General features: G+C 64.3%; 22 protein-coding genes and 1 tRNA gene. 10 read left to right on the plus strand and 13 right to left on the minus strand.

Annotation, left to right across the window (positions count from 1 at the left end; all coding sequences use genetic code 11):
• Window positions 1-120: 120 nt before the first annotated feature.
• The 3 genes from WNM05_RS09770 (at window position 121) to WNM05_RS09780 (ending at window position 2,851) form a co-directional block, all read left to right on the plus strand.
• The gene (locus WNM05_RS09770) at window positions 121-768 is read left to right on the plus strand and encodes an AAA family ATPase (RefSeq protein ID WP_434634567.1); all 648 of its coding nucleotides are present in this window, start codon (window positions 121-123) and stop codon (window positions 766-768) included.
• 178 nt (window positions 769-946) lie between these two features.
• Window positions 947-1,897 (plus strand): GMP reductase, encoded by a 951-nt coding sequence (locus WNM05_RS09775; protein ID WP_434634568.1) that lies wholly within the window; start codon window positions 947-949, stop codon window positions 1,895-1,897.
• A gap of 177 nt (window positions 1,898-2,074) precedes the next feature.
• On the plus strand, window positions 2,075-2,851 hold the full coding sequence (locus tag WNM05_RS09780; protein ID WP_434634569.1) for a substrate-binding periplasmic protein: 777 nt from the start codon (window positions 2,075-2,077) through the stop codon (window positions 2,849-2,851).
• A gap of 242 nt (window positions 2,852-3,093) precedes the next feature.
• Here WNM05_RS09780 and WNM05_RS09785 read toward each other — a convergent pair whose 3' ends face one another.
• The 4 genes from WNM05_RS09785 to lptF all read right to left on the minus strand — a co-directional run bounded on the left by WNM05_RS09785 (window position 3,094) and on the right by lptF (window position 8,437).
• Window positions 3,094-3,588 carry a MaoC family dehydratase gene (locus WNM05_RS09785; RefSeq protein WP_434634572.1) on the minus strand — a complete coding sequence of 165 codons (495 nt, stop codon included), beginning with the start codon at window positions 3,586-3,588 and terminating at the stop codon, window positions 3,094-3,096.
• Window positions 3,589-3,677: 89 nt separating this feature from the next.
• Entirely contained in the window at window positions 3,678-6,248 is a 2,571-nt protein-coding gene (locus WNM05_RS09790; protein WP_434634574.1) for a [protein-PII] uridylyltransferase, read from the minus strand.
• A 1-nt stretch (window position 6,249) separates the two neighbouring features.
• Window positions 6,250-7,326, minus strand: a complete 1,077-nt coding sequence (gene lptG, locus WNM05_RS09795; RefSeq protein ID WP_434634575.1) for an LPS export ABC transporter permease LptG — start codon at window positions 7,324-7,326, stop codon at window positions 6,250-6,252.
• A gap of 10 nt (window positions 7,327-7,336) precedes the next feature.
• Window positions 7,337-8,437: an LPS export ABC transporter permease LptF gene (gene lptF / locus WNM05_RS09800; RefSeq protein WP_434634578.1), complete on the minus strand. Its 1,101-nt coding sequence runs from the start codon at window positions 8,435-8,437 to the stop codon at window positions 7,337-7,339.
• A gap of 195 nt (window positions 8,438-8,632) precedes the next feature.
• Here lptF and WNM05_RS09805 point away from each other — a divergent pair, with 195 nt between their 5' ends.
• The 4 genes from WNM05_RS09805 to WNM05_RS09820 are packed head-to-tail and all read left to right on the plus strand — an operon-like array spanning window position 8,633 to window position 13,863.
• Window positions 8,633-10,198, plus strand: coding sequence for a leucyl aminopeptidase (locus WNM05_RS09805; protein ID WP_434634580.1), 1,566 nt, complete (start codon window positions 8,633-8,635; stop codon window positions 10,196-10,198).
• Entirely contained in the window at window positions 10,185-10,613 is a 429-nt protein-coding gene (locus WNM05_RS09810; RefSeq protein ID WP_434634582.1) for a DNA polymerase III subunit chi, read from the plus strand. The genes WNM05_RS09805 and WNM05_RS09810 overlap by 14 nt, the downstream gene beginning before the upstream one ends.
• Entirely contained in the window at window positions 10,610-13,312 is a 2,703-nt protein-coding gene (locus WNM05_RS09815; RefSeq protein WP_434634584.1) for a hypothetical protein, read from the plus strand. Before WNM05_RS09810 ends, WNM05_RS09815 begins: the two co-directional genes overlap by 4 nt.
• The gene (locus WNM05_RS09820; RefSeq protein ID WP_434634586.1) at window positions 13,312-13,863 is read left to right on the plus strand and encodes a cob(I)yrinic acid a,c-diamide adenosyltransferase; all 552 of its coding nucleotides are present in this window, start codon (window positions 13,312-13,314) and stop codon (window positions 13,861-13,863) included. The genes WNM05_RS09815 and WNM05_RS09820 overlap by 1 nt, the downstream gene beginning before the upstream one ends.
• 71 nt (window positions 13,864-13,934) lie before the next feature.
• Here the strand turns inward: WNM05_RS09820 and WNM05_RS09825 are convergent, their stop codons facing one another.
• From WNM05_RS09825 to WNM05_RS09840, 4 genes are all read right to left on the minus strand, one after another.
• Entirely contained in the window at window positions 13,935-14,969 is a 1,035-nt protein-coding gene (locus WNM05_RS09825; RefSeq protein WP_434634588.1) for a lipase family protein, read from the minus strand.
• A 320-nt stretch (window positions 14,970-15,289) separates the two neighbouring features.
• Entirely contained in the window at window positions 15,290-16,969 is a 1,680-nt protein-coding gene (locus WNM05_RS09830) for a hypothetical protein (protein WP_434634589.1), read from the minus strand.
• Between the two features lie 539 nt (window positions 16,970-17,508).
• Window positions 17,509-17,584 (minus strand) — tRNA-Thr (locus tag WNM05_RS09835).
• 46 nt (window positions 17,585-17,630) lie between these two features.
• Window positions 17,631-18,026 (minus strand): hypothetical protein, encoded by a 396-nt coding sequence (locus WNM05_RS09840; protein WP_434634590.1) that lies wholly within the window; start codon window positions 18,024-18,026, stop codon window positions 17,631-17,633.
• Window positions 18,027-18,167: 141 nt separating this feature from the next.
• Between WNM05_RS09840 and WNM05_RS09845 the strand changes: the two genes are divergently transcribed.
• The 3 genes from WNM05_RS09845 to WNM05_RS09855 all read left to right on the plus strand — a co-directional run bounded on the left by WNM05_RS09845 (window position 18,168) and on the right by WNM05_RS09855 (window position 20,526).
• Window positions 18,168-19,775, plus strand: coding sequence for a methyl-accepting chemotaxis protein (locus WNM05_RS09845; protein WP_434634591.1), 1,608 nt, complete (start codon window positions 18,168-18,170; stop codon window positions 19,773-19,775).
• Between the two features lie 86 nt (window positions 19,776-19,861).
• On the plus strand, window positions 19,862-20,287 hold the full coding sequence (locus WNM05_RS09850; RefSeq protein ID WP_434634593.1) for a LexA family protein: 426 nt from the start codon (window positions 19,862-19,864) through the stop codon (window positions 20,285-20,287).
• Entirely contained in the window at window positions 20,284-20,526 is a 243-nt protein-coding gene (locus WNM05_RS09855) for a hypothetical protein (RefSeq protein ID WP_434634595.1), read from the plus strand. Before WNM05_RS09850 ends, WNM05_RS09855 begins: the two co-directional genes overlap by 4 nt.
• A gap of 192 nt (window positions 20,527-20,718) precedes the next feature.
• Here WNM05_RS09855 and WNM05_RS09860 read toward each other — a convergent pair whose 3' ends face one another.
• Genes WNM05_RS09860 through sctR form a run of 5 tightly spaced genes read right to left on the minus strand, consistent with a single transcriptional unit; the run spans window position 20,719 to window position 24,238 of the window.
• Window positions 20,719-21,450 (minus strand): lytic transglycosylase domain-containing protein, encoded by a 732-nt coding sequence (locus WNM05_RS09860; RefSeq protein ID WP_434634596.1) that lies wholly within the window; start codon window positions 21,448-21,450, stop codon window positions 20,719-20,721.
• On the minus strand, window positions 21,443-22,498 hold the full coding sequence (locus WNM05_RS09865) for an EscU/YscU/HrcU family type III secretion system export apparatus switch protein (RefSeq protein ID WP_434634598.1): 1,056 nt from the start codon (window positions 22,496-22,498) through the stop codon (window positions 21,443-21,445). Before WNM05_RS09865 ends, WNM05_RS09860 begins: the two co-directional genes overlap by 8 nt.
• Complete coding sequence (sctT, locus tag WNM05_RS09870; protein WP_011136156.1) at window positions 22,495-23,268, minus strand: type III secretion system export apparatus subunit SctT; 774 nt, start codon at window positions 23,266-23,268, stop codon at window positions 22,495-22,497. The genes WNM05_RS09865 and sctT overlap by 4 nt, the downstream gene beginning before the upstream one ends.
• 1 nt (window position 23,269) lies before the next feature.
• Window positions 23,270-23,539 (minus strand): type III secretion system export apparatus subunit SctS, encoded by a 270-nt coding sequence (sctS, locus tag WNM05_RS09875; protein ID WP_011136155.1) that lies wholly within the window; start codon window positions 23,537-23,539, stop codon window positions 23,270-23,272.
• A 15-nt stretch (window positions 23,540-23,554) separates the two neighbouring features.
• Window positions 23,555-24,238 carry a type III secretion system export apparatus subunit SctR gene (sctR, locus tag WNM05_RS09880; protein ID WP_434634599.1) on the minus strand — a complete coding sequence of 228 codons (684 nt, stop codon included), beginning with the start codon at window positions 24,236-24,238 and terminating at the stop codon, window positions 23,555-23,557.
• Between the last annotated feature and the right edge of the window lie 2 nt (window positions 24,239-24,240).

Genomic DNA, 24,240 nt, shown 5'->3' on the forward strand with positions numbered 1-24,240 from the left:
CCGATTGCATCCGATTGTGCGGTCGCGGCGGCCCGCTGTCGAGTCGCGGCCGTCATCGGCGGCCGCGGGCCGGTATCGCTCTGGTATAGTGGGCGGGTCACGGCAAGGGGGGAGGAAGAGGTGCGGTCGGTACTGATAGCGAATCCCAAGGGAGGCAGCGGCAAATCGACGCTGGCCACCAATCTGGCGGCCTATTTCGCAGCCGGCGGCAGCAAGGTGATGCTGGGCGACGTCGATCGTCAGCAGACCGCGTTGAACTGGCTGGCGCGGCGCGACGCCGCCTTGCCCGGCATCGCCGGCTGGGAGGTGGAGCCGGACCAGCCCAAGCGTCCGCCGCGCGGCACCGAGGTGGTGGTGCTGGACAGCCCGGCCGGCCTGCGCGGCAAGAAGCTGGCCGCGCTGCTGTCCCAGGTCGGCCATGTCATCGTGCCGATACAGCCGTCGCCGTTCGACATCTGGGCCGGCGAGGCCTTTTTCGAGCAGATGCTGGAGGAAAAGGCGATACGCAAGCAGAAGGCCTTCATGGCGGTGGTGGGGATGCGGGTGGACCCGCGCACGCGCTCGGCGCGGGAGCTGGAGCAGTTCCTGGCGCGGCACGACGTGCCGGTGCTAGGCTGGCTGCGAGATACCCAGCTTTACGTGCAGGCGGCGGCGGCAGGCATGTCGCTGTTCGACCTGCCCGATTCGCGCACCGCGCGCGACCGCGAGGCCTGGCAGCCGATCCTGCGCTGGTTGGGCGAGGACCCGCGGGCGTGGTGCGACAAGTAAAAATTTTTACGTTCAAACTCTTGACGTCGAGAAACAACAGGCGTAGCTTTGTTTCGTAACTGCGTGCGAGCCGACCACAGGCGTCGCAGGGGTAGCTGCAAATGGGAGCCGACAGGGCTCCCGTCTTTGTTTGGGGCCCCTGTTTTTTTATTCCAACCCGTTTTGTGGGAGCACACGCATGATCAAGACCGAACTCAACTACGGCGACGTATACCTGGTGCCGAAGAAAACCGTCGTGGACAGCCGCAAGGAGTGCGACACCTCGGTCCAGTTCGGCCCGCGCCGCTTTGCGATGCCGGTCTATCCGTCGAATATGAAGTCGGTGGTGTCGGCCGAGGGCTGCGAGTTCTTCGCCCGCCAGGGCTGGTTCTACACGATGCACCGCTTCAACGTCGACGCGGTGGCCTTCACCCGCGACATGCAGGACAAGGGCCTGTTCGCGTCGATCAGCGTCGGCGTCAACGACGACACCTACGAGCAGCTGGACGCGCTGAAGGCGGCCGGCCTCACCCCCGAATACATGACGCTGGACATCGCCAACGCCTGGTGCGTGAAGGCGGAGCGCATGATCAAGCACATCAAGCAGCACTTCCCGGCCACCTTCCTGATCGGCGGCAACGTCGCCACCGCCGAAGCCGCGCGCGACCTGGAGGCCTGGGGCTGCGACGCGATCAAGGCCGGCATCGCCGGCGGCCGCGTCTGCATCACCAAGAACAAGACCGGTTTCCACCGCCCGATGATCTCCACCGTGCGCGACTGCGTCTCCGCGGTCACGGTGCCGGTGATCGCCGACGGCGGCATCGTCGAGCACGGCGACATCGCCAAGGCGCTGGTCTGCGGCGCGGCGATGGTGATGGCCGGCTCGCTGTTCGCCGGCTACGACGAATCGGCCGGCGACATCGTCGAGATCGGCGGCAAGCACTACAAGGAATACTTCGGCAGCGCCTCGCAGTTCAACAAGGGCGCCTACGTCAATGTCGAGGGCAAGAAGATCCTGGTCGAGTACAAGGGCAGCATAGGCAAGCTGCTGCGCGAATTGCAGGAAGACCTGCAATCGTCGGTCAGCTACGCCGGCGGCACAACGCTGTCCGCATTGCGCGACGTGGAGATGATCCAGGTTTACCGCTGAGTCCAGGCGGCAGTTTAGGCGGCAGAGTGTCCGGCCCCGCGGTTTTTAGCCGCGGGGCCATTTTTTTCCGGCGATGAAAGCGTGTTTTGAGAGGCGAACTATGATGAAACACGACATCGCGTGGCGGACTGGCATCCTCCTTGGCGAGTCGCATTGGTTTTATGCCTGGAGAGTGTCATGTCGCGTACAGGGATGTGGTTATTAGGTGCTGCGATCGGCATGATCGGCGCGGCATGGTCGGCCCCCGTGCCTTTGCAATTGGGCACTGATGAGTGGTCGCCTTACGAGACGGTGAACGAGTCCCAAGCGCCGGGTTTCAGCGTCGAAGTGATCAGGCGCGTGTTCGAGGCGATGGGGCAGCCGGTGGAAATTCACCAGTATCCATGGGCGCGGGCGCAGAGCATGGCGTTTTCAGGGCAGAACGACGGCTTGTTTTCGGCGTTCCGCAATGCTGAGCGGGCCGCGCATTGCTATTACCCGGATGAGCCGCTGGCCTTGGATCGCTGGGTGCTGTTCGTGCGGCGCGACAATCTGAACCGCTTGGCTTTCCATTCTTTGGCGGATTTGAAAGGCCGTCTGGTGGGCGTGGTTCGGGGGGCGGCGGTTTCGCCGGCGTTTTGGAACGCGGTGAAGAGCAGCGGCAATTATGAAGAGTCCGTGGACGATGACGCCAACTTCCGCAAGCTGCTGGCTGGGCGGGTCGATTACGTCGTGGCCAGCCAGGCTAACGGCGCTCGGGAGCGTTTTCGCATTCCCGGAGGAGAGCAGATCGCGGCGCTGCCGGGCGCAGTGCTGAAGGAGGATGCGCTATATCTCATTTTCAGCAAGCAGTCCGTTAATCAGAAAACTGTTGCCGCATTTTCAAAAGCGCTGCGCCAGTTCAAGCAGACCGGAGAATACCGCGCGATCTTCCAGCGCTACTTTCCCGATATGGCGGATGGAGTCGGCAAATAATCTTCCCGCGGGATATTCGCGATTTTTCTTTCATCTGATCTTTGCCGCCGGATGGCCGGACGTCGGCGCTATTCGGCGCCAGGGTCTTGGTTGGCTGCGCTAAGAACCTGTTCAAAGTCTGCAGAGCTTCTGCGATACGGCGTTGAAAACAAGCTCAACATGCTCATGTACCACTTGTACATTCCGCTTTTTCACTCGTTTTCGCCTTGTCTCGCTCTTGCTCGCGAGACTTTGAACAGGTTCTAAGTCGGAATGTTCTTGGATTCGGCCGGCGGCAGAGTGTCGCCTGGCAGCGGGAGGCGGCATTGCAGCCAGAGCGCCGACTCCAGCTGCATCGCGGTTTCGCCGCGCTGATTCCGGGTGGTCCAGCGAACCTTGACCACGCCGAAGCCGGGCTGGCTGCCGGAGCGGCGCAAGTCCAGTATTTCCACTTCCACCTGCAGCGTGTCGCCGGGCCGGGTCGGCCGCGGCCAGCGCATATTGTCTATCTGCATGCCGATCAGCCCGTTGGCCGCCTGGCCCAGTTCGGACTCGGTCACCAGCCGCATCGACAGGCTGCTGGTGTGCCAGCCGCTGGCGGCCAGGCCGTTGAAGAAGCTGTGTTCGGCCGCTTGCGGGTCGGTATGGAAGGGCTGGGGGTCGAACTGGCGGGCGTAGCGGACGATCTCGTCCTCGCTCAGCGTGTGGCTGGGGCTGAGGAAGCGCTGTCCGGCTTGCAGATCTTCGAAATAGAGCATGGCTTACGTTCGCGTCATGTCGGGCCGTGCAGCATAGCGCCGGCGGCGGCGATGGTCAAAGTCCGAATTGTCGGCGGCCGGACCGCTGCTCAGACGCGCAGCGCGGCGATCAGCGCCGCCTCCAGCGCCAGCGCGGTCTTGTCGTCCTTCAGCGCCGCGCCGGAGACCTGGAAGGAGTCCTCGGCCCGGCTGCCCAGCGTCATGATCTTGGCCGACTGCACGTCGAGGCGGTAGTCGGCCAGCACCTTGGCGATGCGCGCCAGCAGGCCGGGACGATCGCCGGCGACGATGGACAGCACATAGTAGTTGTCCTTGTCGTCCGGGCGGATCGATACCTGGGGCGTGATCGGGAAGTGCTTCAGGTGGCGGCTGATGCGGCCGGTCGGCGGCAGCGGCAGCGGCTGATCGGCGGCCAGCGCCGCCGCCAGCTCGAACTCGATGAAGTTGATCATGTCGCGGTAGTCCCCGTCGTGGTGCTCGGGGACGAAGACGTGGAAGGTGTCCAGCGCGTAGCCGTGGCGGGTGGTGTAGACCTTGGCGTCGGCGATGCTGTAGTTGGTGCGGCCGAAGAAGGCGCAGGCGCGGGCGAACAGCTCGGGCTTGTCGGGCGAGTAGACCAGCACCTGGATGCCGTCGTGGTCGTCGGCCAGGCGCGCGCGTACCATCGGCGCCTGGGGCGCCAGCTGGCGGTTCAGCGCGCGGGCGTGCCAGGCGATCTCCTTGGCCTCGTGGCGCAGGAAGTAGACGGTGTCGAGCTGGGCCCACAGACCGGCCTCGACGCCGTCCGGTATCGCGTGCAGCCTGAGCAGCGCGCGCGCCTGGTTCTTGCGCGCCTCGAGTTCCGAGGCGAGGTCGGTCTCGCCGCCGCGCGACAGCACCCGCAGCGTCGCGTGGTACAGGTCTTCCAGCAGCTTGGCTTTCCAGGTGTTCCACACCTTGGGGCTGGTGCCGCGGATGTCGGCCACCGTCAGCAGGTAGAGCGCGGCCAACCGGCGCGGCGTCGCCACCCGCTCGGCGAAACGCTGCACCGTCTCCGGATCGTAGATGTCCTGCTTCTGCGCGATGCTGGACATGGTCAGATGCTGTCCGACCAGCCAGGCGACCAACTGGCAGTCCTCTTCCGGCAGGCCGTGTGCGCGGCAGAAGGCGTCGGCGTCGGCGATGCCGAGCTGGGAATGGTCGCCGCCGCGGCCCTTGGCGATGTCGTGGAACAGGCCGGCCAGGTACAGGACCTCGGGCCGCTCGAAGTCGTTGATCAGCCGCGACATGAACGGGTATTCATGGTTGTAGGCGCTGATGGCGAAGCGGCGCAGATTGCGCACCACCATCAGGATATGCTCGTCCACGGTGTAGACGTGGAACAGGTCGTGCTGCATCTGGCCGACGATCTGGCCGAAATTGGGCAGGTACTGGCCGAGGATGCCGTACAGATTCATCCGCCTGAGCGTGCGGGTCAGGCCGGAGGGCTCGCGGAAGATCTGCAGAAAGGTTTCGCGGTTGCGCGGATCCTGGCGGAAGCGGTCGTCGATCAGGCTGCGGCTGTGCCACAGCGCGCGCAGCATGCGCGGCGCGAAGCCCGACAGTTCCGGATGGCGCTGCAGCGTCAGAAAGGCTTCCAGTATCGCTGGCGGGTGTTTGGCCAGGGCGTTGACGTCGCGTATGCCCAGCATGCCGTTGACGGCGTGGAAGTATTCGTTGATGTGCTGGGTGACGCGCGGCACCTGCGAGTAGATGCGGCCGCGCAGATTGGGCAGCAGGATGCCGTTCAGCTGGTTCACCGTCTTGGCGGCCCGGAAATACAGCTGCATCAACTGCTCGCTGGCGCGCTTGGCCGGCGTGTCCGCCAGGCCCCAGGCCTGCGCCACCTGCTGCTGCAGGTCGAAGATCAGCCTGTCCTCGCGGCGGCGCGCCAGCAGGTGCAGGTCGATGCGCAGCTTCTGCAGCTGCTCCTCGCTGTGCTTGATCAGCCGCGCCTCGGCCAGCGTCAGGATGCCGCGCCGCACCAGCGAGTCCCAGTTGTCGCCGAGGCCGGCCGCCTTGCTGATCCACAGTATCGTGTGCAGATCGCGCAGGCCGCCCGGGCTTTCCTTCAGATTGGGTTCCAGATTGTTGCTGACGCCGAACTGGCGGGTGTGGCGCTGCTGCTGCTCGCGCGTCTTGCCTTCGAAGAAGGCCAGCGGGTCGCGTTGCGCCTCCAGTCGCGCCATCAGTTCGCGCCAGGGCCGGTCGGGGCCGGCCACCAGCCGGTTTTCCAGCAGATTGGTCTCTATCGTGATGTCGGCCGCCGCCTCGCGCAGGCATTCGTCCAGCGTGCGCACGCTGTGGCCTATCTCCAGGCCGATGTCCCACATCAGGCCGATGAAGTGGCTGACCTTGTCGTTGACCTCGGCCGGCGTCGGATCGGGCAGCAGGATCAGGATGTCGATGTCGGAGCCGGGAAACAGCTGGCCGCGGCCGTAGCCGCCGACCGCGGACAGGCTGGCCTGTCCGTCCAGGCCCTGTTCGCGCCACAGCGCCTCCAGCGCCTGGTCGACGATGCGGCTGTACGCTTTCAGGTAGGCTTGCGGCTCGCGGTCGGCGCGGTAGCGCTCGGCCAGCTGCCGTCTGGCGTCGGCCAGCGTCTGCCGCCAATGCTGGAGGGAGGAGACGCCGGCCGTCATGTCAGCGCCGCTCCTGCTTGGCGATGATGGCGATGCCGCCGACGAGGAAGATCAGCGTCGGCAGCGTCGCGGACAGGATGGCGTTCCAGTCGTACAAGAGGCCCAGATGGCCGAACAAGCGGTTGACGAAGTGGAAGCTGACGCCGAGGCAGATGCCGGCGAACAACTTGATGCCGAGCTGGCCGTGGCGGCGCTGTTGCGGCGTGAAGGCCAGCGCCACCAGCGCCATCGAGATGCAGGCCAGCGGGTAGAACAGCTTGCTCCACAGCGCGATCTCGTAGCGTTGGGTCTGCTGCTTGTTCTTCTTCAGGTGCTCGATATAGGTCAGCAGGTTCAGCGCCGACATCTGTTCCGGCACCACCAGCAGCACCGACAGGATTTCCGGCTCGACGATGGACTTCCACTTCAGCGACGGATAGCTGCGGCTGGTGGTGTGGTCGCCGCCCAGCTCGGTTTCCTTGACGTTTTCCAGCAGCCAGCTGTGCTCGCCCTTGTCGAAGGTGCCGCGTTCGGCCAGCCGCGTGCGCTCCAGCTTGAAGTCCTGGTCGTAGGTGTAGATGCGTATGCCCAGCAGCGTGTTGTCCGGCAGCATCTCGTGGACATTGATGAAGTTCTGGTTGTCCTTGACCCAGATGCCGGAGCGGAACTCCTGGGCGACCATCGAGTGGGTGGCCGACAGCTTGTTGCGCTCGGCCTCCTGCATCGCCCACGGCGCGACGAACTCGCCGAGCAGTATGGTCAGCAAGGCGAAACCCAGGCCGAATTTCAGCAGCGTGGCGGCGATCTGCCGCAGCGTGACGCCGGAGGTGCGGATCACCGTGTATTCGCTGGAGCTGGCCAGCTGCGTCATCGCCACCATGCCGCCTATCAGCACGGCCAGCGGCATCAGTTCGTAAGCGTGGCCGGGCGCCAGCAGCGCCACGTAGCCGGCCATCACGCCGACGGTGTAGCTGCCTGTGCCGAGATTGGGCACCTCGGCCAGCAGGTCGAAGAAGCCGTACAGGCCGAGCAGCGCCAGCAGGGTGAACAGCGTGGACTGGGCAAGGGTGCTGATGATGTAGCGGTGTATCAGTTTCATCGGGATTCTGTCAGTTTTTGCCGAACATCTGGGACAGCGACTGTCCGAACGGAACCTGGGGCTTGTCGCGGTGCTTGAGCAGCAGCAGCGCGATCAGCAGCATCGCCAGGTGCACCAGCGCGACGGTCCAGACGCCGGTCTTGCCTTGCGCGATCCAGTTGCGGGCGATGGTCAGGCCGTTCTGGTAGACGAAGAAGGCCAGCAGCGCGAACAGCAGATTGTAGGTGTGGCCGCTGCGCGGATTGTAATACGACAGCGGCAGCGCCAGCAGCGCCAGGATGACGCAGCTGATCGGCATCGACAGGCGCCAGGCCAGCTCGGCCCGATATTCGGGATTGGCGCTGCCCAAGAGCTGGCCGGTCGGAATCGATTGGCGGTTGCTGGCGGGGCCGACGGCCACCTGGCTCTCGCCTATGCTGGCGCTGTAGCGCTTGAACGCGCCGATCTGGTAATCGGCCTTGCCCGGCTCGCCGACGTAGCGCTGGCCGTCCTCCAGCACCAGCAGGCGCTCGCCGTCCGGCTTGATGGCGATATAGCCGTGCTTGGCGAAAATGGTGCTGACTTTTCCGTCGGTCATGTCCTGCATGAAAATATTGGAAGCGGCGCTGTGCAGGCCGGAATAATTCTCGATGAAGTAGACCTTGGTCGACGAGGCCGATTCCTTGAACACGCCCGGAGAGATCGCCGATATCTCTTCGCGCCGTTTGATGATCTCGGCGTAATCCTGGCTGCGCTGGTCGGCCCAGGGGCCGACGAACAGCGTGACGCCGGCGATCAGCATCGCCAGCGGCACGGTAAAGCGCATGATGGGCCAGATCCAGTCTCGCAGCGACAGGCCCGAGGACAGCCATACCACCATCTCATGGTCGCGCCAGGTGCGGGTCAGTACCACCAGCACGCTGACGAAGACCGTCAATATCATCAATACCGGGAAGAAGCCCAGCGTCCAGAAGCCTATCAGCGCGGTGACGGCCTCGTTGGCGATCTGGCCTTCCGCCGCGCGCCCGAGCAGGTTGATCGCCTGGGTGGAGACGATGATGGCCAGCAGCACGACGAATACGCCCAGAGCGGTGAAAGTCAATTCGCGTGTCAGGCTTTTTTGAAAAACCATTTATTCAGTGCCTTTTTGACTTTTTGTGAAAAGCATTGTGATAATTCGATGAGACAATTCTGAAGCGCCATTTCCGGCAAATTTGGACCAATACAACAATCCTGCGTTCACCGGCGGCGAAGCCGTCCGTCTGCCCCGAGCTTAGACGGCCGTCATGAGGTGGAGCAACGACACTCGTTCTACAGCGGAGTACTTATGGAATTTAACATAAAAAGCGGCAGCCCGGAGAAGCAGCGCGTCGCCTGCGTGATCGTCGGCGTATACGAGTCGCGCAAGCTTACCTTTGCCGCCGACCTGCTCGATCGCATCTCCAACGGCTTCATCAGCGACGTGATCCGTCACGGCGACATGGAGGGCAAGCTGGGCAGCACGCTGGTGCTGCATTCGGTGCCGCATACGCTGTGCGACCGGGTGATGCTGGTGGGGCTGGGCAAGGAACGCGATTTCCGCGCCAAGGAGTACCGGGAGGCGGTGCGCGCCTCCATCCGCGCGCTGACGCAGACCTCCGCCGGCGAGGCCGTCAGCTACCTGTCCGAATTGACTGTCAAAAAACATGACGTCGAGTGGATGATCGAACAGGCCGCCGTGGTGACGCTGGACGCGCTGTACCGCTTCGACCGCTTCAAGAGCAAGCAGGACGAGTCCGTGCGCGAGCCGCGCAAGCTGACGCTGGCGGTGCCGCGCCGCAGCGACCTGGCCGACGGCGAGAAAGGCCTGCAGCGCGGCCTGGCCATAGGCAACGGCATGCGGCTGGCGAAGGATCTGGGCAATCTGCCGGGCAATGTGTGCACGCCGTCCTACCTGGGCGACGAGGCGCGCAAGCTGGCCGAGGCCTTCGGCGCCGAAGTCGAAGTGCTGGGGCCGCGGGAAATCGCCGAGCTGGGCATGCACTCCTTCCTGGCCGTGGCCAAGGGCAGCAGCGAGGAGGCGCGGCTGATCGTGCTGAAGCACAACGGCGCCAAGGACAAGAACGAAAAACCCATCGTGCTGGTGGGCAAGGGCATCACCTTTGATTCCGGCGGCATTTCGTTGAAGCCGGGCGAAGGCATGGACGAGATGAAGTACGACATGTGCGGCGCCGCCACCGTGCTGGGCGCCTTCCGCGCCGCGGCGGAGATGAATCTGCCGCTGAACGTCATCGCCATCGTGCCCAGCTGCGAGAACATGCCGAACGGCAACGCGGTCAAACCGGGCGACATCGTCACCTCGATGTCCGGCCAGACCATCGAGATACTGAACACCGATGCCGAGGGCCGGCTGATCCTGTGCGACGCGCTGACCTATGCCGAGCGCTTCCAGCCGTCCACCGTGATCGACGTCGCCACGCTGACCGGCGCTTGCGTGATCGCGCTGGGCCACATCGCCACCGCGCTGTACAGCAATCAGGACAGCCTGGCGCGCGAGATGCTGGCCGCCGGCGAGGAAGTCGCCGATCGCGCCTGGCACATGCCGCTGTGGGACGAGTATCAGGAGATGCTGAAGAGTCCGTTCGCCGACATGGCCAATATCGGCGGCCGTCCAGGCGGCAGCATCACCGCGGCCTGCTTCCTGTCGCGCTTCGCCAAGGCCTACGACTGGGCGCACCTGGACATCGCCGGCACCGCCTGGAAGGGCGGCAAGGACAAGGGCGCCACCGCGCGTCCGGTGCCGCTGCTGGTGCAGTTCCTGCAGGACCGCGCCGACATCGCGCTGGGCAATGTGGTCCGTCGCGGCCGTCCGCGCCGCGAGGCGCCCGAAGTGGCAGAAGATGACCAGGATTGATTTCTACACCAATGTCGCCGATCCGCAGGATTTCGCCTGCCGATTGGCCGACACCGTGCAGCGCAAGAAAGAACGGTTGCTGATCTGGCTGGACAGCGAACGCGACGTCGAAGTGTTCAGCAACCGCTTGTGGAGTTTCGGCGATACCCGCTTCGTGCCGCATTGCCGGCTCGAGGCGCCGCAGGCCCAGGAAACGCCGGTGTGGCTCGCCGCCCGGTTGCCGGACGAGCTGTCGCACCCGGTATTGTTGAATCTGGGCTCGCAATTGCCCTATGAAATAAACAGGTTTGAGCGCATTCTTGAGATAGTTGGGCGGGATCCGGCCTCGCTGGCGACCGCCCGCGAGCGCTTCCGTGCCTACCGTGAGCATGGTTGCGCGATCGAACATCACGACATGAGTCAAACGCCAACATGACCGAGTCGCCGAAACCGAATGAAGCCGACTGGAATGCCCTGAACCTGCCGGTGTTGACCGATGTGGTCGACGACGCGGCGGTGCCTACGCTGGCGGAAGAGGCGCCGCCGGCGGGCGTGGACGTCCCGGAATTCGATTTCTCTTCCGAGCTGGATCTGCTGGCCTCCGAACTGGACGGCCAGACGCCGTCCGACCCGCCGCCGCTGGAAATACCGGAATTGACGCTGGAGGATTTGCTGGCGGTCGACGCGACGCCGGTGGAGGAACCGTCTCCGCTGGACTTCAGTTCGCTGCCGTCGCTGGAGCTTGCCGACGACGACGGTCAGCCGGAGGCCGACGCCGGCCTGGATTTCGTATTGCAGCCGCGCGCGGCGGAAGCGGACGTCGAAGCCGGCGGCCTGGCCGCGCTGATGGCGCGGGCCAGCCCCGAGCAGGCGGAAGCGGTATTGACCGAGGACGCGCCGCCCGCGGCGTCAGCCGAGGAGGCCGGCGGCGACGATCTGAGCTGGGCCGATGTCGTCGCGGCCGCGTCGCCGCCCGAATCGCTTGCGCCGCAGGCCGCCGCCGCCGAGCCTGCTGCTCCCGAACCCGAACCCGAACCCGAACCCGAACCCGAACCCGAACCCGAACCCGAACCCGAACCCGAACCCGAACCCGAACCCGAACCCGAACCCGAACCCGAATCGGCGGCGCCGGCCTTCACCTCGATTTCGCTGGACAGCCTGCCCAGCGGCGTCCTGGGCGGCGGCGTCGGACGCGAACAGGCGCCGACAGGTTTGGAGTGGCTGTCGACATTGCCTGCGCCGCAGCCGCCGGCGGAAATGACCATGCAGGAAAAGCTGCAGCAGGCGGAACGGATACTGGCCGAGGAGCGCGCCAAGCAGGAGGCGGCCGAAGCCCGGAAGCTGGCCTCGGCCGCGCCGCAGCAGGTCGAACCGCCGCACCCGGAGCCCGAGGTCCAGCCGACGCCGGTGGATTCGGCGGTGCCGCCGGCGTTGACGATGAAGGAACAGCTGGAACAGGCCGAACGGATACTGGCCGAGGAGCGCGCCAAGCAGGCGGCGGCAGAAGCCGAGAAGCTGGCCGCGGCCGCGCCGCAGCAGGTCGAACCGCCGCACCCGGAGCCCGAGGTCCAGCCGGCGCCGTTGGATTCGGCGGCGCCGCCGGCGTTGACGATGAAGGAACAGCTGGAACAGGCCGAACGGATACTGGCCGAGGAGCGCGCCAAGCAGGCCGCGGCCGAAGCCGCGAAGCGAGCCGCTCCGGCGCCGTCCGCGATCGAACCGGCAGAGTCCTCGCCGGACATTCCGGAGTTGAGCGCCGAGGAGCCGGCGTCCGAGCCGGTGACGCCATCGCCGATCGAGGAAGCCGCCGTTCCGGCCGCCGAGCCGGAGGCGGTGGAGATTGCGCAGCCGCAGGCCTCGCCGGACATTCCGGAGTTGAGCGTCGAGGAGCCGGCATCCGAGCCGGTGACGCCGTCGCCGATCGGGGAGGCCGCCGTTCCGGCCGTCGAGCCGGAAGCGGTGGAAAGCGCGCAGCCGCAGGCCTTGCCGGACATTCCGGAGTTGAGCGCCGAGGAGCCGGCGTCCGAGCCGGTGACGCCGTCGCCGATAGAGGAAGCCGCCGTTCCGGCCGTTGAGCCGGAGGCGGTGGAGATTGCGCAGCCGCAGGCCTTGCCGGACATTCCGGAGTTGAGCGTCGAGGAGCCGGCGTCCGAGCCGGTGACGCCGTCGCGGATCGGGGAGGCCGCCGTTCCGGCCGCCGTGCCGGAGGCGGTGGAGATCGAGCAGCCGCAGGCCTTGCCGGACATTCCGGAGTTGAGCGTCGAGGAGCCGGCGTCCGAGCCGGTGACGCCGTCGCCGATCGGGGAGGCCGCCGTTCCGGCCGTCGAGCCGGAGGCGGTGGAAAGCGCGCAGCCGCAGGCCTTGCCGGACATTCCGGAGTTGAGCGCCGAGGAGCCGGCGTCCGAGCCGGTGACGCCGTCGCCGCTCGGGGAGGCCGCCGTTCCGGCCGCCGAACCGGAGGCGGTGGAGATGGAGCAGCCGCAGGCCTTGCCGGACATTCCGGAGTTGAGCGTCGAGGAGCCGGCATCCGAGCCGGTGACGCCGTCGCCGATCGGGGAGGCCGCCGTTCCGGTCGCCGAACCGGAGGCGGTGGAAAGCGCGCAGCCGCAGGTCGAGACGCTGACGGCGGTGCCGGAACTGGGCATCGAGGCGTCGGAATCCCCGGTCGATGAGGCCGTGGCCTCCGAACTGGCGCCGGCGGCGGAGACCCCCTCTGCCGCGCCGCTTGCCGACGACGAGGACTTGCCGGCGCTGTCCGGCCTGCTGGGCAGGCGCGCCGAGCCCGAGCCGGTCGCGCCGGCGGCCCAGCCGTCGGAGGCGCCGCGGCAGGAGGCCGAGGCCGTCGCCGTGGTGAAGGTCGCCGCGATGAGTTCGGGCGCGGCGGTTGGCCGCCAGTTGCCGGCGGGACCGCAGCTGGACGAGAAGGTGCTGTTCGATTCGCTGTACGAGCAGATGCTGCCGCGGATGAAGGTGGAGCTGTCGTTGTGGCTGCAGGATGCGATCGACGTGCAGGCCAAGCAGATGCTGTCCGGCATGATGCACCAGTTGAAGGAAGACTATGAGATGCTGTTCGGCGACGCGTTGAAGGAAAGCCTGCGCCAGGCATTGAACGATGCAGGCAAGGACGTAGACTGATGAGCGATAGATTGTCCAGCATCATCACCCGTACCGGAGACGACGGCACGACCGGCCTCGGCGACGGCAGCCGGGTGGCCAAGGACGGCGCCCGTATCGAAGCCCTGGGCGATGTCGACGAGCTGAACTCGGTGATAGGCGTGTTGCTGGCCGAGCCGCCGCCGCAGCCTATGGCCCAGTGGCTGGCCGAGATTCAGCACGATCTGTTCGATCTCGGCTCGGAGCTGGCGGTGCCCGGCTACGCGGCCATCTCCGATGGCCATGTGCAGGCGCTGGAGGCGCTGGTCGCGTTCATGAACGAGGAGCTGGGACCGCTGAAGGAGTTCATCCTGCCCGGCGGCCTGCGCAGCGCTGCCCTGGCGCATCAGGCGCGCGCCGTCTGCCGCCGTGCCGAGCGGGCGGTGGTGGCGCTGGCGCGCGAGGAGGAGGTATCCCAGCCTTTGCGCCGCTATCTGAACCGCCTGTCCGACTTCCTGTTCGTGCTGGCGCGCTACCTGAACCGCGAAGGCGGGGTGCCGGACGTGCTGTGGCAGGCCGGCCGGAAGCGCTGAACGGCGCCCGTTTTTGATCGTCAGGAACGCCCCGCATCGCGCGGGGCGTTTGTCTTTCCGGCCTCAGCCGTTCAGGCATAGAACTTCGATTTTCCCTCCCGGTCGCTGGCGACGAAGTCACGTACATGATCGAGAAACTTGTCGTGGCGTCCCAGACGGCTGTCGTCCGAGCGATGGTCGGCCGGCAGCTGGTACAACTGGCCGACGTGGCGCACCGAGAACAGGCCGTCCAGCGCCGGGACGATATCGCCTTTGACGCAGTAGTGTCGGATATTGGCGGAGGCCGCGCGCGCCTGCTCCTGGTCGCCGCCGTGCTGGGCAAGCAGCTCGCGCTGCAGGCCTCGGCCGAACTGGGCGCTGCTGAAACATTCGGCGCGTATCGGATGTTGCGGAGTGGACAGCTTCATCGCGGCGTAGGCCGCCATGCCGCCGCCCAGCGAATGGCCGCCGGTGGAGACGGTGTAGGCCGGCTCGCCCGCGCGCATCAGCGGCAGGCCCGCGGCGAGCTGCTGCAGCTTGTGGGTCAGCTGGGCGGCCTGGCGATAGCAGGCCGGTCGGCCGCCGAAGACGGCGTTGCTGATATTGGCGCGCCATTGCCGCGCGACGCTGCCGATATTCTTCAGGTTGCGCGGCGCCAGATCGCCGACGCCGCGGCCGCTGGTGGTGCCGCCGAACACCAGCCGAATCTCGCCTTCGGCCCGGTTGCGGAACACATAGGCCACCAGGCCGCTGTCCGGGTCCAGCAGGCGGCCCTGCTGCGGCTGGTATTCCAGCTTGCCGCCCTTGGCCAGCAGCCTTGCCAGCTCGGTATCCGGCTGCCACCGGGTGTGCTTCAGGCTGTCCAGGTCCCGGCTATAGGGGAAGTTGGCCAGCAGGGCGCTGTCGCCCAGCTGCCGTCTGGCCTGAGGATGATCGAAACGTTCCAGCGTCTGGCGCACGCACAGGCCGTCCAGCGGGTTGGCGTGCCGGCCGGCCTGGGGCGGGGCGGACGCGGCCGGACGGTTCTCCGTCTGGCGCAGCTGCGCCGCCAGTTTGCCGGCGGCGGGCGCGTCGACGGCCGAGGCTGTGGTTTGGCGCGCGCTGGGGCGAAGTCCTTGTATCTGCATGGTAGTGGTCGGCGATGAGATGGATGCGCAGTATGCTAGCGGCGGACAGGCATCCGGCCTTGCAGATTTTATCCATGCCGGGGCGGCGAGTCTAAGAGCGGCTAACACACGGCTGAGCCAAGGCGCGCCGACGCAGGCCGTACAAGTAGTACGACAAGGAGGCGCAACGCCGCATCAGGAATTTTGTCAGCCACTCTAGGCCCTGATCCTGCGTTGCGCTTGGTATTGCCCGCGCCGGCGCGCCTTGGCTCGGGGACGCTGCGAGCTTAACGTCGCCGGCCCGCGCGTCGGCGTCGGGCCGGCTGCCTCCTCGCGCGCGATCAGGGCTTTTCCTGCAGCGAGAAGGGACTGGCGCTGGCGGGATCGTATTTGACCACCGGCGGCGCAAGCCGCTGCGGTACGCCGGTGGCCTTCATATACTGGGCCTGATAGGCGAAAGCGCCGGTGTCCGCATTTCCCGCGACAAAGAAGAAGGCTTCGATCGGCAGGTGTTTGACATCCTCCGCCCCTTTCGGATAACTGCGAACCATGCCCTCGTTCCAGTTCAGGAAGTAATACAGCGGCGAGGCGAGAATCGCGGCATGGAACTGATTGGCTTTCTGGGTGCTGAACGAACACCGGTAATGCCCGTCCATCCTCTGGCTTTCTTTCCAGGCTTCGTAAAGCTGCGGCCCCGTCGCGTCGTCCAGCGTCAGCTTATGCTGGTCCAGATAGGTCTTCAGCGGCTTGGAATCCTGGCAGGATGACGGATCCGCCGGATTGGCGTGACCGTTGAAATACGTGCTGATGGTCGCCTTGAATGGAGAGCGGGGATTCATCGTGCAGAACGCCGTCGTCCGGTCAAACAAAGGTTCCGCTTCGGCGATGGCGTAGTTGGAATCGACATCGGACGGATACAGGCAGGCAAAGTCGACGCGCTGCCCGTCCTGCTGCTGGTCGTCGGTAGGTTTGAACACCACGCCCTGGGGACCGACATGCGCGGCAAGATTCTGCAGCAGCGAATTCGTATCCCTGCGCAGGTAGACGAACGATATGCCGGCCTGCTCACGGCGCGGCGGATAGTCCCATACCGGGTAGGCGCCGGCTGCCGCCATGTGCACCAGCAGCCCGGAGCAGTGGTGCGCCGGTTTGCCGTCGCAGTCAGGCACCGTGTTGTTGAAGCGCCGGTTTAATTCGGCGACGACGGCTTGTCCGTTCCGGTGGGGAGCCGGATTGTCCTCGTCAAGATATTTGAAACCGTGGCTTGCCGCGTCGAAAGCCAGTACCGGGATGTCCAGTTTCCAGTCATTGTAGAAGGTTTGCCTGGTCGACCGGGCCGCGCTGCGGCCCGACTCCGAGCCTGCGGCGTAGACGACGGCCCGCGTGGTCATGCCTTTCAGATCGGAGACCCGCCATTCCGGCATCGGCAGCACCACGGGAACCGACAGTTTGGCGCCGGTCAGCACCGCCTGCTTGAACTCCGCATGGCGCCGGGTGCTGAACGAACATGCCGCCTGTCCGTCGGCGCGCCGCTTCAGCCAGTTGTCCATCGTCACTTCGCACCCGTATCTCACCATCAGCTTGCCGCAGGACGACGGGTCGGAGTCGTTGGCCTGGACCGCCTCGGCGGCCGGCCAGCATCCGCCGGCCGCCCGTTTCTCATCGGCGGGATCGCCGGCCAGCGCGCAATCGGGCAACGTCGCCTTTTGATTCGCGTCCATCGGAAAAACCAGCCCGACCAGTCCCGGCTTGTCGGTAAACGGGTTGGCCGAGGCCTGGTGCAGATACCAGGTCTTGCCGTTGACCGGCAGCGGACCGGCTTCCCGGACCAGCAGGCCGCTCGCGCGGTCGCAGGCGCCGGGGTCCTTTTGGTACAGGCTGCTGAGCCGCTTGGCCAGCTCCGTTCCCTTGAAGACTTCGTCTGCGCGGGCGGGCAGGCTGGCCGTGTTGCCGAGCAACAGCAGGACAAGCAGATTCGTCCGGAATCGCGTAAGGGTTTTGTTTCTCGGCAGGAAAAACATGCGGCCACCTCGTTAAAACTGATTGGGTGGAATCAGATTAATTGCGAGTCTTGGCCCGGCTGCGGCGCCAGTTGAAATTAAGATCGGTCCTAGCAGCCCGTCGACGCCGGTTTGGCGTTTACCCGATCCCGATCCCATCTGTTTTTCCATGGCGATTCAAGGCGGCGGGCCATTTTTCGCGCCCTGCATCCGCTAGAAAACGACCGCTGCCACAAAAAGACCTTGAACGGGCTCTAAGAGCCGCTAACAAAACCGCGCAGCGTACCTGAGCCAAGGCGCGCCGACGCAGGCAGTACAAGTAGTACGACAAGGAGGCGCAACGCAGGATCAGGGGTTTTGTTAGCGGGTCTAAGAATCGGTATTGGACTGTAGGTTATTCTGTTTATATAAAATGGGCGGCGATGTTGGATGGCCAGCGAAAACCGCGTGGCCGCATACTATTTTGCCGGGGGGAGGGGATATTAGACGGCGCTGTCTAATATTCTGTCTAAAACGCATCAGGGGCTTACGGAAATTAATCCGTAAGCCCCTGATTTAATTGGTGCCGGCGGCAGGAATCGAACTCGCGACCCCCTGATTACAAGTCAGGTGCTCTACCAACTGAGCTACACCGGCGAAGAGGTGCGAATTATGCCGCGCTCAACCTGGTTTGGCAAGAGTCTTAGCGTTTTTTATGATGATGGCGGCGATGTTTCTTCACCGGCTTTTTGTGGTGCTTGCCCTTGTGCGCCTTGGCCGGTTTGTGCGGTTTCTTGCCGGCATGGGCGTGGGTCTGCTTGCCGTGCTTTTTCACATGGGCGTGCTTGGCGGCATGCGCGCGGGCCTTGCTCGCCTTGTGCTTGCCGTGGGCCGACTTCGCCTGCTTGTGGCCGGTCTTGGCGTGGCGCTTCGACTGGACCGACTTGGAGGCGGCATGCGGCTGGTGCAGCGGCTTGGCGGCCGGCGCCGGCTGGAAATCGCCGGGCAGAGGCTGGTCTTCCGGTTCGGCGCGGCTCAGCGGACTGGCCAGTGCGAGGCCGACGGCGACGAGGGGAGCGATGAGCTTGATCAGTTTCATGTTCGACTTGTTCGGGTAAAGTGGGACCGGCGATTGGGATCGCGCTGGTATCTGCCTATATTAGCATGAGTGCGGCATGCGGCCAGCGACGGGCCGCATGCGCGAGTGTGACGGGGATGTACTGGATCAGGAGAGACGGCGATGAAGCTTTCCACCCGCCTGGGCATTCTGGTGCTGAACGCCGGCCTGGGTTTGACGGTTCTGGCAGCGGTGGCCTTGTACGGCCTGCATGACTCGCTGCTGGAGAATCACCGGACGCAGATTCACACGCTGCTGACGCTGGCAGGCAAGCAGGTGGCCCATTTCCAGCAACTCGAGCAGGACGGCAAGTTGCCGCGCGCGGAAGCGCAGCGGCGGGCGGTCGAGGCGCTGAGCAGCCTGCGCGACAAGGGCACCTATGTATTCGCCCGCGACGGCAAGGACCTGGTACTGGTGCATCCGGACAAGCGCAAGCTGGGCAAGACCGACCCGGGCGAGAAGCTGCCCGACGGCCGCACGCTGGTGCAGGCCTACCGCGACGCGCTGCGCGACGCCGATATCGGCTTCGTGCAGATTCGCACCCGCCGTCCCGACGGCGACGTCCCGTTGCCGAAGCTGAACGCGGTGATGCGCATCCACGGTTGGGACTGGACCATAGGCACCGGCGTGTTCCTGGACGATGTGGACCGGGTGTTCGATCAACTGGCGATGCGGCTGCTGTGCATAGGCGGAGCGGTGCTGGGGCTGGTGATGTTGCTGGCCTGGCTGGTCGCGCGCTCGATTTACACGGTGATAGGCGGCGAACCCAATCAGGCTTCGCGCACCGCGCGCGGCATCGCCGCCGGCGATCTGTCGCTGCAGGTGTGCAGCGAGCGCGACGACAGCCTGATGGGGGCGATCGCGGCGATGCAGGGCAGCCTGCGCGACATGATACAGCGGCTGCAGGGCGGGGCCGACGATCTGGGGCGGGCCGTCGGCGGCCTGAGCGGCCAGATCGAGCGGATCGACCATGTCGCGAAGGAGTCGCTGCAGGTGACGCGCGGCACGTCGCAGGAGATCGAATCGATGGCGGCCAGCAGCAGCCAGGTGACGGCCTGCGCCGATGAGACCGAGAACAATTCGTTGCGTTCCTGCAAATTGGCCAGCGAGGGCGAGAAGCTGGTGACGCAGGCGGCGGAAGAGATCCAGCTGGTTTCGGGGCAGATCGCCGACGCGTCGTCGCTGATCGGCAGCCTGGCGGGGCGCTCGCGCGAGATCGACGGCATCGCCGCCGAAATCAAGGAAATCGCCGACCAGACCAATCTGCTGGCCTTGAACGCGGCGATAGAGGCGGCGCGCGCCGGCGAAACCGGGCGCGGCTTCGCCGTGGTGGCCGATGAGGTGCGCAAGCTGGCAGAGCGCAGCTCGCATGCGACGCAGCGCATCACCGACATGGTGCAGCGGATACAGGTGGATACCGATTCGGTGGTGGACAGCATGAGCGAGGTGAGGCCGCTGGTGGCGCGCGGGGTGGACCGCGCGCGCGAGGCGGCGCTGGCGCTGCGCGAGATCAACCAGGGCGCGGAGCACTCGCTGGACCAGATCCGCGCGATGGCGCGGGTGGCGACCGAGCAGGCGCAGGCCAGCCACAGCGTGGCGGCCAATGTCGCGTCGATCACGCGCATGGTCGACGAATCGCAGGCCTCGGTATCGGTGGCGAACGGCGATGTGGCCGCGCTGGCGGAACTGGCGCAGCAGCTGAAGGATTCGGTGTCGCGGTTCCGCTTGTAGGCATGGCCGGCGCCGGCTGTCGGATGGCGGTGGCGCGCGGCGCGACTCTGCTGTATCTTGAATGTGTACATATTCAAGGTGCCGGCATGAGCGCATATCATCCCTTATCGATTCCGCCGCAAGGCGGCGTCCTGCCGCTGGCGGGCGGCACCGTCCGCGCCGGCTTTCCGTCGCCGGCCAGCGACCACATGGAAAGCGCCATCGACCTGCACGACTACCTGGTCGGCGATCCGCTGGCGACCTTCATGGTGAGGGTCAAGGGCGACTCGATGGAGGGCGCCGGCATAGACGACGGCGATCTGCTGGTGGTGGACAAGGGGCTGACCGCGCATCACGGCGACATCGTGGTGGCGGTGGTGGACGGCGAGTTCACCGTCAAGCGCCTGCATCAGAAGCGCGGCTGCTGCGCGCTGATGCCGGAGAACCCGGCCTATCTGCCCATCGTGATGGAGGAGGGGCAGGAGCTGCAGGTCTGGGGCGTGGTCACCGCCTGCGTGAAGAAATTCCGATGAAGACCTTCGCGCTGGTCGACGGCAATAATTTCTACGCCAGCTGCGAGCGCGTGTTCCGGCCCGACCTGGCCGACAAGCCCATCGTGGTGCTGAGCAACAACGACGGCTGCGTGGTGGCGGCCAGCGCCGAGGCCAAGGCGCTTTCCGGCATCAAGATGTTCGGTCCCTTCTTCGAAATCGCCGGTTTGTGCCGGCGGCACGGCGTCACGGTGTTTTCCAGCAATTACGCGCTTTCCTAACTTTATGTGGAATAGAAAATCAAGAAATAAAACGGTTCATTGGCGGCGGCTTCCGCGACAATCATCTTGGCTCGTCGGCTAGGATAGGTGTCGCTCGTTACTCGGTTACGATGGGCTTGACGGCGACGATTAGCCTGTCCACTGCTCGTTGCGCGGCGACGGTTGGACTGACCCGGGTGCAGTCCACACTATCTAGCTTCTAGGAGGGGGCGGAGATGACAGCAGCAAGCCGAATAGCTTGGCCGGGATGGATTGTCCCGCAGGGGTCGGTATCTGGGTTTTGCTGGGGCCGGGGGTGGGGCCTGGAGGCAAGGGACGGGACTCTGGCTCCGAATACGATGCCATTACTTTTTTTACATAGTTTTGCGTTTCCGGATACGGCGGGATTTTCCTGCCATGCTTTTTAACTGCGCCTTCCCCCGCGTTATACCCAGCGATTGCAAGCTCCAGATCGTTCTCGAAGTGATTCAGCAGCCATTTCAGATAGCTGGCGCCGGCGCGCAAGTTGTTTTCCGGATTCATCAAATCGGTAAATCCAAAGCGTTTCCCGGTTTCCGGCATCACCTGCATCAGGCCTTGGGCACCCTTTGACGAGATGGCCCGAGGCCGATAGCCGGATTCGACCTTGATGATCGCATGCAGCAGTTTGGGATCGAGATCCAGCTCATGGGATATTTTATGGGCCAGCGGCAGATGCGCGGCGATGCCGTCTTGAGGTGCTGTCTTGGTTTCCGGGCCGGATGAGACGGGTTGGCTGGAGGCCGCCGGCTCCGAACCTGCGCGAGCGGATGGCTCTGGACCCCGGGTCCAGACCAAGGGCGCGGATTGGGATGGAGAGGACTCGGCAAGCGGGGCTGCCCACGCATGCGAAACCAAGCTGACACTACATAGCAGAAACCTGATAATGGGCTTGATGTCAATCATCGTCTTCATCGTCATAGTTAATATTCATGGCCAAGCGCAGGATCTGCGCAACCGGTTCGAATAGCTCGGCGGATATGTACCCGCCGATCTTGGTTTTCGCGGCCAGCGCGCGCGCGACTTCAATGTTTTCCACCACCGGGATGCCGGCTTTTTCGGCCAGCTTCACGATATGCAAGGCCATCGCATCGCGGCCGACTGCGGTCACCAGAGGGAGAGGGGTTTCGCCGGGCTGGTAGCGCAGGCAAACCGCGATGTGGGTGGGGTTGCGGACCACCGCGGTGGATTTGGAGACATTGTCGGCCAGGCTGCCGCTTTGAATCTCGCGATGCGCTTCCTTGCGCTTTTGCTTGATCTCGGGATTGCCTTCCGAGTTTTTGAATTCCTGCTTGATGTCTTCAAGAGACATCATCAGTTGTTTGGTCGTGTTGTAACGCTGGAAGGCGAAATCGGCGATGCCGAAAATGATGTAAAAGCCGATCAACGAAGCCCACATCCAGAACAGCAGCTGGGTGCTGACGCGCATGCCGGTCGCGACATCGCTCAAGGGCAGAAATTGGATGGATGGGCTGTACTGCCGCAGCAGGTAGAAGAAGATCAGCGACAATATCGTCACTTTGAAGATGGACTTCATGAACTCGAACAGGCTACGCATCGAGAACATCTGCTTGAGGTTGGAGACCGGGTTCAACTTCTCCAACGACGGCTTCAGCGCTTCCGTCGCCAGCAAGGGGCCGATCTGCGCGATGACCGCCGCGATGGTCATGACGACGACCAGCGCCGCGATGCCGCCGAGGAAACGCATGGCGAGCTCGAGGAAGGCGCCGGTCAATTGATTGATGCCGAAGACGAGATCCTGGTTGACGACGCTGATCGCGACGTCGAGCATAGCCTGCAGCGCTTGCAGCAGATGGGGGCCTTCGAAGCAGAAATACGCGAGCAGTACGGCTAATTGCACGCCGCTGGTGATCTCGGTGCTTTTGGCCACCTGTCCCTTGTTGCGGGCGTCCCGGATTTTCTTGGGGGTGGGTTTTTCAGTTTTCTCGCTCATCTCAACTGCTCCAGCAAGGCGTCGGTCAGCTTGGTGAAGTGCGCGCTGTAATCCAGCAATCCATTGAAGGCGAAGCTCAGGCTGACGATCAGCATCAGCAGCGCGAACGCGCTCTTGATCGGCATGGACAGAAAAAACACGTTCAATTGCTGAGCGGAACGGTTGACCAGGCCCAGCGCCATGTCCACCAGCAGGATGACCACGATGGCGGGCATGGAAAAACGCAGGCACAGCTCGTACATCAGCTGCCATTGACGATAGAAGAACGACAGGGCTTCGGGCGAGTAGTGGATGGCGGCGCCGGGCGGCAGGGTCACGTAGGACTGGTAAATCGCTTCGAGCAATTCATTGAAGCCGCCGCTGATCAGAAACAGCACGCCGAATATCTGAGTGAACAGCAGGCCGAACAGCGAGGACTGCTGGCCCAGCAAGGGGTTCAGCACGCTGGCCATCGACGAGCCGCGCATGGTGTCTATCAGGAAACCGGCCATGTCCAGCACCCAGAACGGGATGGCGGCGCAGAAGCCGATCATGAGCCCGATACATATTTCTCCGGCAGCGAGCAGGACATAGCCCCAGGCGCCGGCAGCGGGCAGCTGCCATTGCGGGTAAACCGGCAGCAGGGGCAGAGCGATCATCAGCACCAGCGAGTTGCGGATCAGCGCGCCGCCCAGATTGGCGGTGCTGAACAGCGGCATCAGCAGAAAGACACCCAGCGGGCGCAGCATGCATAGGCCGAGCACCGGCAGCCATTGTGTCCAGTAGACCATGTCAGTCCCGCATTTGCGTGATCTGATCGAATGCCAATCCCGCGTAATTGAGCAGCACGTCGCCCATCCAGTGATAGGTCATGGCCAGCGTGACCGACACGGCGAGCAGCTTGACCAAGAATTGCACCGTTTGGTCCTGCACCTGCGTCAGCGCCTGTACCAGGCTGACCAGCACGCCGACGAAAGAGGCGACGACGACGACGGGCAGCGACAACAGTAGCACCAGCCACATCATCTGCGTGGCGAGCTGGGCGATCATGGCTTCGCTCATAATGGTCTCCCCGTCTCAGGAAAAAGAAAGAACCAGTTGGCCCAGCAACTTTTCCCAGCCGTTCATCAGAACGAAAACCAACAGTTTCAGCGGCATGGATATGGTCATCGGCGATACCATCATCATGCCCATGGCCAGCAGCACGTTGGATACCACCAGATCTATCGCGACGAAGGGCAGAAACAGCAGCAAGCCGATCTTGAACGCTTCGATCAGCTGGCTCACGGTGAAGGCCGGCATCAGCACCAGCAGCGAATTGTCAGGAATCCTCTGCTGGTATTTCTCAGGCCAGATCTGATGGCCGATGTCGGCGAAGAAGTGTACCTGTTCCGGAGCGGTGTTGCGTTCCAGGAATACGCGGTACGGGGTGAAGACACCAGATTCGACCTGCTGGATGAAGGCTGGGGATTCGATCTTGATCGGGCGGGCGATCAGATTGTCCTGAATCTCCAAGCCTATCGGCGCCATGATGAACAAGGTCAAAATCAGCGCCAGCCCGTACAGGGCGATATTGGGCGGAATCTGCTGGATGCCCAATGCGTTGCGCAGCAGCGCGAACACAACGGCCAGCTTGAGAAACGAAGTGCCCAGCACAACCAGTAGCGGCAGAATGGACAGAGCGAACAGCAAGACGATTAATTGCAGCGGTTGGTCTAGTAAGGACATGGGGAAAACCGGCGTAACATTGAATATCCTCATTA

This window comes from Chromobacterium sp. CV08 (genome assembly GCF_051129845.1).
In the GTDB taxonomy this organism is placed as follows: domain Bacteria; phylum Pseudomonadota; class Gammaproteobacteria; order Burkholderiales; family Chromobacteriaceae; genus Chromobacterium.

What these genes read in the sequence shown, in the direction of transcription:
- WNM05_RS09850 (WP_434634593.1), top strand. Translation starts at nt 19,862, where the DNA reads ATGAGCGCATATCATCCCTTATCGATTCCGCCGCAAGGCGGCGTCCTG.
- WNM05_RS09805 (WP_434634580.1), top strand. Translation starts at nt 8,633, where the DNA reads ATGGAATTTAACATAAAAAGCGGCAGCCCGGAGAAGCAGCGCGTCGCC.
- lptG (WP_434634575.1), bottom strand. Translation starts at nt 7,326, where the DNA reads ATGAAACTGATACACCGCTACATCATCAGCACCCTTGCCCAGTCCACG.
- sctS (WP_011136155.1), bottom strand. Translation starts at nt 23,539, where the DNA reads ATGAGCGAAGCCATGATCGCCCAGCTCGCCACGCAGATGATGTGGCTG.
- WNM05_RS09860 (WP_434634596.1), bottom strand. Translation starts at nt 21,450, where the DNA reads ATGATTGACATCAAGCCCATTATCAGGTTTCTGCTATGTAGTGTCAGC.
- WNM05_RS09785 (WP_434634572.1), bottom strand. Translation starts at nt 3,588, where the DNA reads ATGCTCTATTTCGAAGATCTGCAAGCCGGACAGCGCTTCCTCAGCCCC.
- WNM05_RS09830 (WP_434634589.1), bottom strand. Translation starts at nt 16,969, where the DNA reads ATGTTTTTCCTGCCGAGAAACAAAACCCTTACGCGATTCCGGACGAAT.
- WNM05_RS09845 (WP_434634591.1), top strand. Translation starts at nt 18,168, where the DNA reads ATGAAGCTTTCCACCCGCCTGGGCATTCTGGTGCTGAACGCCGGCCTG.
- WNM05_RS09790 (WP_434634574.1), bottom strand. Translation starts at nt 6,248, where the DNA reads ATGACGGCCGGCGTCTCCTCCCTCCAGCATTGGCGGCAGACGCTGGCC.
- sctT (WP_011136156.1), bottom strand. Translation starts at nt 23,268, where the DNA reads ATGGTCTACTGGACACAATGGCTGCCGGTGCTCGGCCTATGCATGCTG.
- WNM05_RS09775 (WP_434634568.1), top strand. Translation starts at nt 947, where the DNA reads ATGATCAAGACCGAACTCAACTACGGCGACGTATACCTGGTGCCGAAG.
- WNM05_RS09825 (WP_434634588.1), bottom strand. Translation starts at nt 14,969, where the DNA reads ATGCAGATACAAGGACTTCGCCCCAGCGCGCGCCAAACCACAGCCTCG.
- WNM05_RS09820 (WP_434634586.1), top strand. Translation starts at nt 13,312, where the DNA reads ATGAGCGATAGATTGTCCAGCATCATCACCCGTACCGGAGACGACGGC.
- WNM05_RS09815 (WP_434634584.1), top strand. Translation starts at nt 10,610, where the DNA reads ATGACCGAGTCGCCGAAACCGAATGAAGCCGACTGGAATGCCCTGAAC.
- lptF (WP_434634578.1), bottom strand. Translation starts at nt 8,437, where the DNA reads ATGGTTTTTCAAAAAAGCCTGACACGCGAATTGACTTTCACCGCTCTG.
- WNM05_RS09840 (WP_434634590.1), bottom strand. Translation starts at nt 18,026, where the DNA reads ATGAAACTGATCAAGCTCATCGCTCCCCTCGTCGCCGTCGGCCTCGCA.
- WNM05_RS09865 (WP_434634598.1), bottom strand. Translation starts at nt 22,498, where the DNA reads ATGAGCGAGAAAACTGAAAAACCCACCCCCAAGAAAATCCGGGACGCC.
- sctR (WP_434634599.1), bottom strand. Translation starts at nt 24,238, where the DNA reads ATGAGGATATTCAATGTTACGCCGGTTTTCCCCATGTCCTTACTAGAC.
- WNM05_RS09780 (WP_434634569.1), top strand. Translation starts at nt 2,075, where the DNA reads ATGTCGCGTACAGGGATGTGGTTATTAGGTGCTGCGATCGGCATGATC.
- WNM05_RS09855 (WP_434634595.1), top strand. Translation starts at nt 20,284, where the DNA reads ATGAAGACCTTCGCGCTGGTCGACGGCAATAATTTCTACGCCAGCTGC.
- WNM05_RS09810 (WP_434634582.1), top strand. Translation starts at nt 10,185, where the DNA reads ATGACCAGGATTGATTTCTACACCAATGTCGCCGATCCGCAGGATTTC.